Source organism: Cupriavidus consociatus (genome assembly GCF_017814975.1).
GTDB lineage: Bacteria > Pseudomonadota > Gammaproteobacteria > Burkholderiales > Burkholderiaceae > Cupriavidus > Cupriavidus consociatus.
This window is the reverse complement of record NZ_JAGIQA010000014.1, coordinates 122,551-136,120: the sequence shown is the minus strand read 5'-3', so window position 1 is coordinate 136,120 and position 13,570 is coordinate 122,551. Positions and strand designations below refer to the sequence as shown.

Annotated in this window: 11 protein-coding genes; 9 read left to right on the top strand and 2 right to left on the bottom strand. The window is 63.9% G+C overall.

Translation table 11 applies throughout. The features are described 5' to 3' along the window. Positions 1-99: 99 nt before the first annotated feature. A complete protein-coding gene (ompA, locus tag J8I82_RS20085) occupies positions 100-753 on the bottom strand; it encodes an outer membrane protein OmpA (protein WP_029045719.1) in 654 nt (217 codons plus the stop codon). Positions 754-1,186: 433 nt separating this feature from the next. On the opposite strand from ompA, the gene gyrA reads away from it, so the two are divergent. The 7 genes from gyrA (at position 1,187) to aroA (ending at position 10,660) form a co-directional block, all read left to right on the top strand. Continuing rightward, complete coding sequence (gyrA, locus tag J8I82_RS20080; protein ID WP_209760515.1) at positions 1,187-3,838, top strand: DNA gyrase subunit A; 2,652 nt, start codon at positions 1,187-1,189, stop codon at positions 3,836-3,838. Positions 3,839-3,951: 113 nt separating this feature from the next. Then, a complete protein-coding gene (locus J8I82_RS20075) occupies positions 3,952-4,515 on the top strand; it encodes a DUF2059 domain-containing protein (RefSeq protein WP_209760514.1) in 564 nt (187 codons plus the stop codon). A 171-nt stretch (positions 4,516-4,686) separates the two neighbouring features. Then, positions 4,687-5,844, top strand: a complete 1,158-nt coding sequence (gene serC, locus J8I82_RS20070) for a 3-phosphoserine/phosphohydroxythreonine transaminase (protein ID WP_209760513.1) — start codon at positions 4,687-4,689, stop codon at positions 5,842-5,844. Between the two features lie 103 nt (positions 5,845-5,947). After that, positions 5,948-7,096, top strand: a complete 1,149-nt coding sequence (gene pheA, locus J8I82_RS20065) for a prephenate dehydratase (protein WP_209760512.1) — start codon at positions 5,948-5,950, stop codon at positions 7,094-7,096. 29 nt (positions 7,097-7,125) lie between these two features. Further along, complete coding sequence (gene hisC, locus J8I82_RS20060; protein WP_209760511.1) at positions 7,126-8,253, top strand: histidinol-phosphate transaminase; 1,128 nt, start codon at positions 7,126-7,128, stop codon at positions 8,251-8,253. A 105-nt stretch (positions 8,254-8,358) separates the two neighbouring features. Beyond that, positions 8,359-9,258: a prephenate dehydrogenase gene (locus tag J8I82_RS20055; RefSeq protein ID WP_209760510.1), complete on the top strand. Its 900-nt coding sequence runs from the start codon at positions 8,359-8,361 to the stop codon at positions 9,256-9,258. A 97-nt stretch (positions 9,259-9,355) separates the two neighbouring features. Next, positions 9,356-10,660, top strand: a complete 1,305-nt coding sequence (gene aroA, locus J8I82_RS20050) for a 3-phosphoshikimate 1-carboxyvinyltransferase (RefSeq protein WP_209760509.1) — start codon at positions 9,356-9,358, stop codon at positions 10,658-10,660. On the opposite strand, the gene J8I82_RS20045 is transcribed toward aroA, so the two are convergent. Next, entirely contained in the window at positions 10,650-10,886 is a 237-nt protein-coding gene (locus tag J8I82_RS20045; RefSeq protein ID WP_209760508.1) for a DUF2061 domain-containing protein, read from the bottom strand. The genes aroA and J8I82_RS20045 overlap by 11 nt on opposite strands. A 125-nt stretch (positions 10,887-11,011) precedes the next feature. Here J8I82_RS20045 and cmk point away from each other — a divergent pair, with 125 nt between their 5' ends. Together cmk and rpsA are read left to right on the top strand one after the other, a co-directional pair. After that, positions 11,012-11,704, top strand: a complete 693-nt coding sequence (gene cmk / locus J8I82_RS20040; RefSeq protein ID WP_209760507.1) for a (d)CMP kinase — start codon at positions 11,012-11,014, stop codon at positions 11,702-11,704. A gap of 146 nt (positions 11,705-11,850) precedes the next feature. After that, a complete protein-coding gene (rpsA, locus tag J8I82_RS20035; RefSeq protein WP_133094010.1) occupies positions 11,851-13,545 on the top strand; it encodes a 30S ribosomal protein S1 in 1,695 nt (564 codons plus the stop codon). The last annotated feature ends 25 nt before the right edge of the window (positions 13,546-13,570 follow it).

The following is a 13,570-nucleotide window of genomic DNA, read 5'->3' as shown; positions in this document are numbered from 1 at the left end:
CGGCGGCAACTGCCCACGCCGGCGGAGGAGGTGTGTGGCCAACTGTATCAAAAAAAAAGCCCAGCTTGCGCTGGGCTTTCTTGATCGGAAAGGATCCGATTAACGTGCGCTGCGGGTGCCGACCACTTCGACTTCCACGCGGCGGTTCGGCTGCTGGCAGGCGATCTGGGCCTTGCGGTTGCCCTTGCACGACTTCGGATCGACCTTCAGCTGGCGCTTGCCCTTGCCTTCGGTGTAGACGCGGTTGGCTTCAACGCCCTTGCTCACCAGGTAAGCCTTGACCGATTCAGCACGGCGGATCGACAGGCGATCGTTGTACTTGTCCGAGCCGAACGAGTCGGTGTGACCAACGGCGATGATGACTTCCAGGGTGATGCCTTGCAGCTTCGAGACCAGGTCGTCCAGCTTGGCCTTGCCTTCCGGCTTCAGGACAGCCTTGTCGAAGTCGAACAGGGTGTCAGCAGCGAAAGTGACCTTCTCGCTCGAGACGACCGGCGGAGCGACCGGTGCCGGTGCCGGTGCCGGTGCTGCGGGAGCCAGGGCGCCGTCGCACAGCGCGTTGGCGGTGGCCGGAGTCCAGGAGCTGTCGCGCCAGCAGAGCTCGTTCGTGCCATTCTTCCACACGTACTCGCTCGTACCGTTGCCCCAGTTATCGTTCACTGCCTTCTTTTCGTAGGGGACGGACTGGGCTTGAGCGGATGCAGCCATTACTGCGGTAGCTGCAACGAGCGCGAGCTTGGCAAATTTTTTCATATTTCTCCTCTCAGGATGAGATCACCGCAGGGTTACTGCGAGCAAATGGACGAAAACAAGTCATACATTCTTCGGAGTATAACATTCTCGATGTGGTGTATGCTCCACTTCGAACAATGTCTGGCTCTTCGCTGGGGAATTGTGCCACAAGGGTCGTTTCCTACGAAGTAAATATATTCGATTCGCCCTATGGGTTTTGGGTCTGTGGTGTTTGTGCAACATGGGTCTTGTGTCGCCCGCAAAGCCTTGTGGCATCAGGGTTTCCGGGATTTGGGCAGGGCCGCCGACGGGCCCTGGCGGGGCTGTTCCGACCCGGCGAGTCGGGGGTGCCGGCATGTTAGAATGGCACGTTGCCCAGCCGTCAGGCGCCCGCCGGCGCCACGTGCAAAAGGGCCTGTCATTCGCTTAAACCTGCCGCATAAACCACGCCGCAATGGATCCATTCGCAAAAGAAACCCTTCCGGTCTCCCTCGAAGAGGAAATGCGCCGCTCCTATCTCGACTACGCCATGAGCGTGATCGTCGGGCGCGCGCTTCCCGACGTGCGGGACGGCCTGAAACCGGTGCACCGGCGCGTGCTGTATGCGATGCACGAGCTTAACAACGACTGGAACCGTCCGTACAAGAAGTCCGCCCGTATCGTCGGGGATGTGATTGGTAAGTACCACCCGCACGGTGACACTGCTGTATACGACACCATTGTCCGCATGGCGCAGGACTTTTCCCTGCGCTACATGCTGGTGGACGGGCAGGGCAATTTCGGCTCGGTCGACGGCGATAACGCCGCGGCCATGCGTTATACCGAAATCCGCCTGTCGAAAATCGCCCACGAGATGCTGCACGATATCGACAAGGAAACCGTCGATTTCGACAGCAACTATGACGGCTCTGAAAAAGAGCCGTCTATTCTCCCGGCTCGTATTCCCAATCTGCTAATCAACGGTTCCTCGGGTATTGCAGTGGGTATGGCCACCAATATCCCGCCGCATAACCTGAATGAAATCGTAGACGGCTGCCTGCATCTGCTGCGCAATCCGCAGGCGACGGTGGATGAACTGATTGAATTGATTCCGGCTCCGGATTTTCCGACCGCTGGCATTATCTACGGCATCCAGGGTGTGCGCGAAGGCTATCGCACCGGCCGCGGCCGCGTGGTCATGCGCGCCAAGACGCACTTCGAGGACATCGACCGGGGACAGCGCCAGGCGATCATCGTCGACGAACTGCCCTACCAGGTGAACAAGCGCACTCTGCTGGAGCGCATTGCCGAGCTGGTCACGGAAAAGAAGATCGAGGGCATCTCCGATATCCGCGACGAGTCCGACAAGTCCGGTATGCGCGTGGTGATCGAACTCAAGCGCAACGAGGTTCCCGAGGTCGTTCTCAACAACCTATATAAGAACACCCAGCTGCAGGACACCTTTGGCATGAACATGGTGGCGCTGGTCGACCGCCAGCCGCGCCTGCTGAACCTGAAACAGATGCTGGAGTACTTCCTCGCACACCGCCGCGAGGTCGTGACCCGGCGCACCGTATACGAGCTGCGCAAGGCGCGCGAGCGCGGCCATGTGCTCGAAGGCCTGGCCGTGGCGCTGGCGAATATCGACGAGTTCATCGCCATCATCAAGGCCGCGCCGACGCCGCCGATCGCCAAGCAGGAACTCATGTCCAAGGCCTGGGATTCCAGCCTGGTGCGCGATATGCTGGCACGGGCGGAAAGCGAGACCCCCGGCGGCCGTGCGTCATACCGGCCGGACGGCCTGCCGGCGGTATTCGGCATGCAGGCCGACGGCCTCTACAAGCTGTCCGACAGCCAGGCGCAGGAAATCCTGCAAATGCGCCTGCAACGCCTCACCGGCCTGGAACAGGACAAGATCGTCCAGGAATATCGCGATGTCATGGCGATAATCGCCGACCTGCTCGATATCCTGGCGCGTCCGGAACGCATTACCGCGATCATCACCGACGAACTTACGGCGATCCGCGCCGAATTCGGCGATGACCGACGTTCGCAGATCGAACTGAATGCGACCGAGCTGGACACCGAGGACCTGATCACGCCGCAGGACATGGTGGTCACCCTGTCACACAGCGGCTATATGAAGAGCCAGCCGATCTCCGAGTACCGGGCGCAGAAGCGTGGCGGCCGCGGCAAGCAGGCGGCGGCGACCAAGGAAGACGACTGGATCGACACCCTGTTCGTGGCAAATACCCACGACTACATCCTGTGCTTCTCGAACCGCGGCCGACTGTACTGGCTGAAGGTCTATGAGGTGCCGCAGGGCTCGCGCAACTCCCGCGGCCGCCCCATCGTCAACATGTTCCCGCTGTCTGACGGCGAAAAGATCAACGTGATCCTGCCGGTGCGCCAGTTCGATGCCGAGCACTTCATCTTCATGGCCACCGCCCGCGGCACGGTCAAGAAGACGGCGCTGACCGAGTTCTCCAACCCGCGCAAGGCCGGCATCATCGCCGTCGACCTGGATGAGGGCGACTACCTCATCGGCGCCGCCGTGACCGACGGGCAGCACGACGTGATGCTGTTCTCGGATGCCGGCAAGGCGGTGCGCTTCGACGAAAACGATGTCCGCCCCATGGGTCGCCAGGCGCGTGGCGTGCGCGGCATGAACCTGGAAGACGGCCAGGCGGTGATCGCCATGCTGGTCGCGCCTGCGGAAACTGCCGAGGAAGCCGAGGCGGGCGTGCGCGGCAGCGTGCTGACCGCAACCGAGAACGGCTACGGCAAGCGCACGCCGATCGCCGAGTACACTCGCCACGGCCGCGGCACCAAGGGCATGATCGCGATCCAGACCAGCGAGCGCAATGGCCGCGTCGTGGCGGCGGCGCTGGTTTCGCCGGAAGACGAAATCATGCTGATCACCACCGGCGGTGTGCTGATCCGTACCCGTGTCGGTGAAATCCGGGAAATGGGTCGCGCCACGCAGGGCGTCACGCTGATCAACGTCGACGAGGGCACCAAGCTGTCCGGCCTGCAACGCATCGTCGAGAGCGACGCCGACAATGGCGCCGGCCCGGAAGAGGCGGAAGAGGCGGGCGGTAATGCCGATGCCGACGCCAATTCGTAACTAATTGGCCCCATCGCGCGTTAAAACGTAAATTGTTGCAACAACAGGACGCCAGCCGGAACTCGCCTTGCGGCTGTCCGGACTAAAACGGACGTATTTACCAGGGAGTCACAATGCTCAAAACCTATCGACGTATCGCTGTTCTGGCCGCTTTCGTTCCGACCTTCATGGTGGCGCAGCATGCCCATGCACAGGACGGGGAAAAGACGGCTGCCATCAAGGAACTGCTTTCCGTCATGCAGGCTGACCAGGCCGTCAAGGGCCAGGCAGAAAACTGGCAGCAAGGTGCCAAGCAGGAAGCCCCGCTGGTGCTGGAGCAGGTTCTGGTCGAGAACAAGACCTTGAGCGACAAGCAAAAGCAGGCCGCGGTTGAAAAGCTGAAGAAGAACGGCGCGGTCCAGCGCATGGTCGACGGCGCCGGCACGGCATTCAACACCGACGGGTTCCGCAAGGATGCGATCCAGGCCCATTACGACGCCTTCGGCAAGTACTACTCCACGCAGGAACTGAAGGACCTGACCACGTTCCTGAAGTCGCCGACCGGCCAGAAGTTCATGGCCAACCAGGGCAAGGCGACCCAGGAGATCTGGGGTTCGATGATGCAGAAGTACGGCCCGCAGGTCGGCAAGTCGATGCGCGACGCCGCCGAGAAGGAAATCACCGCCGCGTCGAAGTGATCTTCGCCGCAGGGTTCGCCTGAGGCAATGCGTCGCAGTGCTACGTGGGCCGGCCGCCTTGCGCGGGCCGGCGCCGCACCGGGGTCCGGCCCCGGACGCCCAACCGGGCGCGGGTTTGAGGGATAATGGCTGCTTGGGTAACTCCGGCAGCCATTTTTCCTTTCCCGTCTCATGAACGATCCCCAGAATCCCGCAATTGCCGGCATGATGCAGCGTGCATTGGCCGAACGCGTCTACAACTTCTCCCCGGGCCCGGCCATGCTGCCGGCCGAAGTGCTGCAACAGGCTGCCGAGGAAATGCTGTCATGGCGCGGAACCGGGGTTTCGGTGATGGAAATGAGCCACCGCAGCCGCGAGTTCGAGGGCATCCACAACGAAGCCATCGCCGACCTGCGCGAGCTGCTGCATATCCCCGACAATTTCCGCGTGCTGTTCCTGCAGGGCGGGGCCATTGGCGAAAACGGCATTGTGCCGCTGAACCTGATGCGGCTGCGCAATGCCGATCAGCCCAAAGCCGACTTCGTCGTCACCGGCACCTGGTCGATCAAGACCGAGCAGGAAGCGCGCCGCTACGGCGCGGTCAATATCGCCGCGTCCAACGAGGCGGAGAAATTCCACCGAATTCCCGCCGTTGCCGGCTGGAAACTGTCGGATGACGCTGCATACGTGCACCTGTGCACCAACGAAACCATCGTTGGCGTCGAGTTCCAGGAGATTCCCGATATCGGCCAGGTCAAGGGCAAGCGTGTGGTGGTGGCCGACGCTTCCAGCCATATCCTGTCGCGCCCGATCGATTGGTCGCGCGTGCAAGTGGTCTACGGCGGCGCGCAAAAGAATATCGGCCCGGCCGGCGTCACCATCGTGATCGTGCGCGAAGACCTGCTTGGCCACGCGCATCCGCTGTGCCCGTCGGCATTCAACTGGCGCCAGGTGGCGGAGCACAACTCGATGTACAACACGCCGCCAACGTACGCCATCTACATCGCCGGGCTGGTCTTCAAATGGCTCAAGCGCCAGGGCGGCGTCCCGGCGATCGAGCAGCGCAACATCGCCAAGGCTACCGCGCTGTACGATTTCCTGGACCAGAGCGACTTCTACCGCAATGAGATCGATCCGAGCTGCCGTTCGCGCATGAACGTGCCGTTCTTCCTCGGTGATGAATCGCGCAATGATGCCTTCCTGGCGCAGGCACGCGCCAATGGCCTGGTGCAGCTCAAGGGACACAAGACCGTGGGCGGCATGCGCGCCAGCATCTACAACGCGATGCCGCTGGAAGGCGTGACGGCACTGATCGATTTCATGCGCGAGTTCGAACGCACCTCGGCCTGAGGCGCGTGCCCGCGGCACAGCCGGCGCGCCATCGCGCGCGCAGGCTGGCGCGGACAGGTTTTTCCCCGGCCGCCGCGCCCCGGCGGCCCACCGGATTCATACAATGACAAGTCAAGACAGCATCCCTGCGCACGAGGAGACGCAGCCCAACGGCAACCACCTGAGCGATGCCGAACGCAATCTGTCGGTCGAGCTGGCGCCGCTGCGCGAGCAGATCGACACGGTGGACCGCGAACTGCTGGCCATGCTGAACCGTCGGGCCAGGCTTGCGCTCGAGGTGGGCGAGGTCAAGAAGAAGTACGGCGCGCCCGTGTTCCGCCCGGAGCGCGAGCTGCAGGTCATCCGCAAGGTGCAGGGCGCCAACCCGGGACCGTTGCTGGGCGAGAGCGTGGCCGCGATCTGGCGCGAGGTGATGTCCGCCTGCCGCGGGCTCGAGAAGCCGCTGGAAGTCGCTTTCCTGGGCCCGGCCGGCACGTTCTCGGAACAGGCGCTGTATGCGCACTTCGGTCATGAAGTGAGCGGCGTGCCTTGCCCCAGCATCGACGAAGTGTTCCGTGCGGTGGAGGCTGGCACGGTCGAATACGGCGTGGTGCCGGTGGAAAACTCGACCGAGGGCGCGGTGTCGCGCACGCTCGACCTGTTTCTGCAGACGTCGCTGAAGATCAGCGGCGAGATCGCGCTGAAGGTACACCACAACCTGATGGCGTCCACGCCCGACATGAAGGGCGTGACCGTGGTGCGCGCGCATGCGCAGGCCCTGGCGCAGTGCCAGCACTGGCTGACCGCCAACTATCCGCACCTGGAGCGCCAGGCGGTATCGAGCAATGCCGAGGCCGCGCGCATGGCCAGCGAGGACCCGACCGTCGCGGCGATCGCCGGCGAATCCGCCGCCAACCGCTACCACCTGCACCTGGTGCGCACGCATATCCAGGATGATCCGCACAACCGCACCCGTTTCGCTGTGATCGGCCGCTATGAGACCGAGCCGTCGGGCAGCGACCAGACCTCGATGATCCTGTCGGTGCCGAACAAGGCCGGCGCGGTGTACCAGCTGCTCGCGCCGCTGGCCGAGAACGGCGTGTCGATGTGCCGCTTCGAGTCGCGTCCCGCGCGCAGCGGTGCGTGGGAGTACTACTTCTACGTCGACGTCGAAGGGCACCAGCATGAGCCGGCGGTGGCACGCGCCATCGACGAACTGCGCCGCAACGCGGCCTACCTGAAGGTGCTGGGCTCGTATCCGTCGAGCAAGTAAGGCCAGCGCAAACGGAGCAAGGAGACAAGATGGCAGAGCAGGGTAAGCATGGCGGCACGGTGTTTGGGCCGGACTATGTGCGGGCGATCTCGCCGTACGTGGCCGGCAAGCCGATTTCGGAAGTCGCGCGCGAGTTCGGCCTGGACGAGGCCGGCATCGTCAAGCTCGCCTCCAACGAGAATCCGCTGGGCATGCCGGTGGCGGCGCAGCGCGCCGTCGCTGCCGCCGTGGCCGACTTGGGGCGCTATCCCGATTCGAACTGCTTTGCGCTGAAGGCCGCGCTGTCGGCGCGTTTCGGGGTGCCGGAGGACTGGCTTACGCTGGGCAACGGCAGCAACGATATCCTCGAGCTGGCGGCGCATGCGCTGGTTGAGCCCGGCCAGTCGATCGTCTATGCCGAGTACTCGTTCGCGGTCTATGCGCTGGCGACACAGGAGATCGGCGCCCGGGCCATCGAAGTGCCGGCACGCGACTACGGCCACGATCTCGATGCCATGGGCGCCGCGATCGCGCCGGATACCCGGCTGGTCTTTATCGCCAACCCGAACAATCCCACCGGCACCTTCCTGCCGGCTGCACAGATCGAGGCCTTCCTGCGGGCGGTGCCGCCGAACGTGGTGGTGGTGCTGGACGAGGCCTACAACGAATACCTGGATGCCGACCAGCAATACGATTCGATCGAGTGGGTGCGCCGCTATCCCAACCTGATGGTGTCGCGCACCTTTTCCAAGGCGTATGGCCTGGCAGGGCTGCGCATCGGCTACGCCGTGGCGCAGCCGGCACTGACCGATCTGCTTAACCGCATCCGCCAGCCATTCAATGTCAACAGCGTGGCGCAGGCCGCGGCGACCGCGGCGCTCGGGGATGCCGAGTTCCTGCGCCGCAGCGCGGAGCTGAACCGTGCGGGCAAGGCGCAACTGGTCGAGGGCTTCGACCGGCTCGGCCTGGAGTACGTGCCGTCTTCGGGCAACTTCATGCTGGTCCGCGTCGGCGACGACGACGGTGCCGGCGCGCGTATCAACGTGGCCTTGCTGAAGCAGGGCGTGATCGTGCGCCCGGTGGGCAATTACAACCTGCCGCGCTGGCTGCGCGTGACTGTCGGCCTGCCCGAGGAAAACGCTGCCTTCATTGCGGCACTGGAGCGGGCGCTGGCGTAAGCCCCGCTACAATCGCGCCGATTCACGCCGGGCCGGTGTGCCTGGCGCCGTACCTTTTTGTTATCGCTCGGCCTGGCCGAGCCACTGCCCGTCGGGCCTGAAATCGTGAGTGCTTTGCATTTTCCCCGTGTTGTCATTGTCGGCGTCGGCCTGATCGGCGGCTCGCTCGCGCTGGCGCTCAAGCGTGCCGGCGTGGCGGGCACGGTGGTCGGCGTGGGCCGCTCGCCCGCGTCGCTGCAGAAGGCGCTGGACCTTGGCGTGATCGACGAAGCGGCAACGCTCGCCGATGCCGCGCGCGGCGCCAGCCTGATCGTGCTGTGCGCGCCGGTGGCGCAGAACTTTGCGCTGCTGCATGCGCTGGAGCCGCACCTGGGGCCTGGCACCATCGTCACCGATGCGGGCAGTACCAAGTCCGATGTGATCATGGCGGCAAAGACCGCACTGGGCGACAAGGTCGCGCAGTTCGTGCCGGCGCACCCGATTGCCGGGCGCGAGCTCAACGGCGTGGAAGCCGCGCTCGCCGACCTGTACGTCGGCAAGAAAACCGTGCTGTGCCCGCTGCAGGAAAACACGCGCGACGACGTCGCGGCAGTCCGCGCGATGTGGGAGCAAGCCGGCGCACAGTGCCACGTGATGTCGGCGGTGCAGCACGACGCGGTGTTCGCATCGGTCAGCCACCTGCCGCACGTGCTGTCGTACGCGCTGGTGGCGCAGGTGGCCAACGCCGAAGACGCCGCGCTGAAGCTGGATTTCGCCGGCGGCGGGTTCCGCGATTTCACGCGCATCGCGGGCTCGTCGCCGGAAATGTGGCGCGACATCTGCGTAGCCAACCGGGATGCGCTGCTGCGTGAACTGAATACCTACCAGTCGGTGCTCGCGCACCTGAAGACGCAGATCGAGAAGGGCGACGGCGACGCGCTCGAGCGTATCTTCACGCGCGCCAGCAAGACCCGGCTGGCCTGGGGCGCCGACCGCGCCGCGGGCAGCAACAATACCGAACCCTGATATCGAACCAAAAGCCAGCGCGATGGCGGCAAGCAGCCGCAGCGCGACTGAACTGCTGAATTTGCCTTACCGAGGCGCCCCGGCGCCTACCGAGACCATGGAACACCTGACGCTTGGCCCCCTGACCCGCGCCACCGGCACCGTGCGGCTGCCGGGCTCGAAAAGCATCTCCAACCGCGTGCTGCTGCTGGCCGCGCTGGCCACCGGCGAAACCCGCGTGCGCGACCTGCTCGATTCCGACGACACCCGCGTGATGCTGCAGGCGCTGCGCACGCTGGGCGTGGCGTGGCGGCAGGATGGCGCCGATTACATCGTGACTGGCGCGGGCGGCAATTTCCCGAACAAGTCGGCCGAGCTGTTCATGGGCAACGCCGGCACGGCGATCCGCCCGCTCACGGCCGCGCTGGCCCTGCAGGGCGGCAGCTACAAGCTGTCGGGCGTGCCGCGCATGCACGAGCGGCCGATCGGCGACCTGGTCGACGGCCTGCGCCAGGTCGGCGCGGTGATCGACTACCTTGGCAATGAAGGCTTCCCGCCGCTGCATATCCAGCCGGCCGGCATCCGCATCGACGCCCCGATCCGCGTGCGCGGCGATGTGTCGAGCCAGTTCCTGACCGCGCTGCTGATGAGCCTGCCGATGGCGCAAAGCGACAGCGGCCGGATCGAGATCGAGGTGGTGGGCGAGCTGATTTCCAAGCCCTATATCGCGATCACGCTGAACCTGCTGGCGCGTTTCGGCATCCAGGTCGAGCGGCACGGCTGGGAGCGCTTCGTGCTGCAAGCCGGCGCGGCCTACCAGTCACCCGGCGAAATCTATGTGGAGGGCGATGCGTCCTCCGCATCGTATTTCCTGGCGGCCGGTGCGATCGGCGGCGGCCCGGTGCGGGTCGAGGGCGTAGGCATGGCCAGCATCCAGGGCGATGTGCGCTTCGCCGATGCGCTCAACCGCATGGGCGCCAACATCATGGCTGGGGACAACTGGATCGAAGTGCGCGGTACGGAACGGGACGACGGCCGCCTGCACGGCATCGAGCTGGACTGCAACCACATTCCCGACGCGGCCATGACCCTGGCGGTGGCTGCGCTGTTTGCCGAAGGCACCACCACGCTGACCAATATCGCCAGCTGGCGCGTCAAGGAAACCGACCGGATCGCGGCGATGGCTACGGAACTGCGCAAGCTGGGCGCAGTCGTGGAAGAAGGGGCTGACTATCTGCGTGTGACGCCGCCGCCCGCCTGGCAGACCCCGGCCGACGGTATTGGCACCTATGATGACCATCGCATGGCGATGTGTTTCTCGCTGGCCGCGTTCGGGCCGCTGCCGGTGCGGATCAACGATCCCGGTTGCGTGGCGAAGACGTTCCCGGACTACTTCAGCGTGTTTGCCGGCGTTACGCGCTGACCAGATCGCCTGGCGTGGCTGGGGTGCTGATTGCTTCACGGCTGGCAGCAGCCTGGCGGCGCTCGCGCCGTTCCCAGTAGCGATCGAAGAAGTAGTGGGCCACGGTATTGACGGCCGGTTCGATGAACGTGACGGCACCGCTGATGGCAATGCTGCCGGTCAGCGCATACGTCACGCTGAAAGCGATGCCGAGGTGCATGATGCCGAACGTCAGGGTTTTTGCCATGGTAGATTGCCTCGCGACTGAAACTGGAGGGTACTTGCCGCCAAATGGGGCGAAGCGCCATGAATCAAATAATAATGATTCTCAGTTGTTTTAACAATAAATCGTTTCTTTGAGTTTCATAACCAATGACTATCGTCAACGTCATCACCATTGACGGGCCGACCGCGTCGGGAAAGGGCACGGTCGCGCACAAGGTCGCCGATGCGGTGGGCTTCCACCTGCTCGACAGCGGGGCCCTGTACCGCCTGGTGGCGTTGGCCAGCGATCGTGCCGGCGTTGACCTGGCCGACGTGGACACCCTGGCAAAGGTCGCCTCCCGCCTTGAAGTGAAGTTCGGCCCCGACAGGGTCTGGCTGCAGGGAGAGGAAGTCAGCCTGGCGATCCGGGCCGAGGCCATCGGCAACCGCGCCTCGGCCATTGCCGTGCACCAGCCGGTGCGCGACGCGCTGACCCAGCTGCAGCGTGACTTCCGCAAGCTGCCCGGCCTGGTGGCCGATGGCCGTGACATGGGCACGGTGATCTTTCCGGACGCCCAGCTGAAAGTGTTCCTCACGGCAAGTGTTGAAGCGCGTGCTCGCAGGCGCTATAAACAATTGATTGATAAGGGAATTTCTGCTAATATCGAAGACCTTTTGCGTGACCTTGAGGCGCGCGACGCGCGGGATCGCAACCGCGCGGCCGCACCGCTGCGTCCCGCCGAGGATGCAAAGCTGCTCGATACCTCCGACATGACGGTGGATCAGGCAGTGGCGCAGGTGCTGGAGTGGTTTGCCGCTGTGCGGTCCGGTGCATCAATGCATCGGGCGCATGATAAGTGAACGGACCTCGCCCGCACCCGATGGCGCCAGCCCGGACCTGCCTGATCGGCCCGAAGCTGGCTTTTGTCAAACCTGACCCCGCTGCACTGGCAGACTGAGCGCGATAGTCGCGCCGGCCAGCGTACTGCGGATTTCACCTTACGTTTATGTCCGACCTGCAAACTAACGAATCCTTTGCCGCACTGTTCGAGGAATCGATCGCCCGCTCCAATATGAAGGCTGGCGAAGTGATTTCCGCTGAAGTCGTGCGCATCGACCACAACTTCGTGGTCGTCAACGCCGGCCTCAAGTCCGAGGCATTTGTGCCGGTGGAGGAGTTCCTGAACGACCAGGGCGAACTCGAAGTGCAGGCCGGCGACTACGTCTCCGTGGCCATCGACGCACTCGAGAACGGCTATGGCGACACCATCCTGTCCCGCGACAAGGCCAAGCGCCTGGCATCGTGGCTGAACCTCGAGAAGGCGCTGGAAGACGGCGAGATCATCTCGGGTACCGTGACCGGCAAGGTCAAGGGCGGCCTGACCGTCATGGTCAACGGCATCCGCGCGTTCCTGCCGGGTTCGCTGGTTGACGTGCGTCCGATCAAGGACACCACCCCGTACGAAGGCAAGACCCTGGAATTCAAGGTCATCAAGCTGGACCGCAAGCGCAACAACGTTGTGCTGTCGCGCCGTGCCGTGGTCGAAGCCACGCTGGGCGAAGAGCGCCAGAAGCTGATGGAAACCCTGAAGGAAGGCGCCATCGTCAACGGTATCGTCAAGAACATCACCGACTACGGTGCGTTCGTTGACCTGGGCGGTATCGACGGCCTGCTGCACATCACCGACCTGGCCTGGCGCCGTGTCCGCCACCCGAGCGAAGTGCTGTCGGTTGGCCAGGAAATCACCGCCAAGATCCTCAAGTTCGACCAGGAAAAGAACCGCGTCTCGCTGGGCGTGAAGCAACTGGGCGAAGATCCGTGGGTCGGCATCTCGCGCCGCTACCCGCAAGGCACCCGCCTGTTCGGCAAGGTGACCAACCTGACCGACTACGGCGCGTTCGTCGAGATCGAAGCCGGCATCGAAGGCCTGGTGCACGTGTCGGAAATGGACTGGACCAACAAGAACGTTGCCCCGTCCAAGGTTGTCCAGCTGGGCGACGAAGTGGAAGTCATGGTCCTGGATATCGACGAAGACAAGCGTCGTATCAGCCTGGGCATGAAGCAGTGCAAGGCCAACCCGTGGGACGATTTCTCGCGTAACCACAAGAAGGGCGACAAGCTGAGCGGCCAGATCAAGTCGATCACCGACTTCGGCGTGTTCATCGGCCTGCCTGGTGGCATCGACGGCCTGGTGCACCTGTCCGACCTGTCCTGGCAAGAGTCCGGCGAAGACGCCGTGCGCAAGTACAAGAAGGGCGACGAAGTCGAAGCCGTGGTTCTGGGCATCGACGTCGACAAGGAGCGCATCTCGCTGGGCATCAAGCAGCTGTCGGGCGATCCGTTCAACAACTTCATCTCGGCCAACGACAAGGGCTCGATCGTTACCGGCACCATCAAGGCCGTTGACGCCAAGGGCGCCGTGGTCCAGCTGGCTGACGACGTGGAAGGCTACCTGCGTGCTTCGGAAATCTCCGCTGACCGTGTGGAAGACGCCCGCAACGTGCTGAAGGAAGGCGAGCAGATCACCGCCCTGGTGGTGAACGTCGACCGCAAGTCGCGCAACATCAACCTGTCGATCAAGGCCAAGGACAGCGCAGAGCAGCAAGAAGCGATGCAGAAGTTCCAGGCTGACACCGGCACGGCTGGCACGACCAACCTCGGCGCCCTGCTGAAGGCCAAGCTCGGCCAGGACAACCAGTAATCGCAGGCCCCCGCGCTTGCGCGAA

Bases quoted from the DNA above. Each gene is read 5' to 3' on its own strand.
- ompA (WP_029045719.1), bottom strand. From the start codon at position 753: ATGAAAAAATTTGCCAAGCTCGCGCTCGTTGCAGCTACCGCAGTAATG.
- gyrA (WP_209760515.1), top strand. From the start codon at position 1,187: ATGGATCCATTCGCAAAAGAAACCCTTCCGGTCTCCCTCGAAGAGGAA.
- J8I82_RS20075 (WP_209760514.1), top strand. From the start codon at position 3,952: ATGCTCAAAACCTATCGACGTATCGCTGTTCTGGCCGCTTTCGTTCCG.
- serC (WP_209760513.1), top strand. From the start codon at position 4,687: ATGAACGATCCCCAGAATCCCGCAATTGCCGGCATGATGCAGCGTGCA.
- pheA (WP_209760512.1), top strand. From the start codon at position 5,948: ATGACAAGTCAAGACAGCATCCCTGCGCACGAGGAGACGCAGCCCAAC.
- hisC (WP_209760511.1), top strand. From the start codon at position 7,126: ATGGCAGAGCAGGGTAAGCATGGCGGCACGGTGTTTGGGCCGGACTAT.
- aroA (WP_209760509.1), top strand. From the start codon at position 9,356: ATGGAACACCTGACGCTTGGCCCCCTGACCCGCGCCACCGGCACCGTG.
- J8I82_RS20045 (WP_209760508.1), bottom strand. From the start codon at position 10,886: ATGGCAAAAACCCTGACGTTCGGCATCATGCACCTCGGCATCGCTTTC.
- cmk (WP_209760507.1), top strand. From the start codon at position 11,012: ATGACTATCGTCAACGTCATCACCATTGACGGGCCGACCGCGTCGGGA.
- rpsA (WP_133094010.1), top strand. From the start codon at position 11,851: ATGTCCGACCTGCAAACTAACGAATCCTTTGCCGCACTGTTCGAGGAA.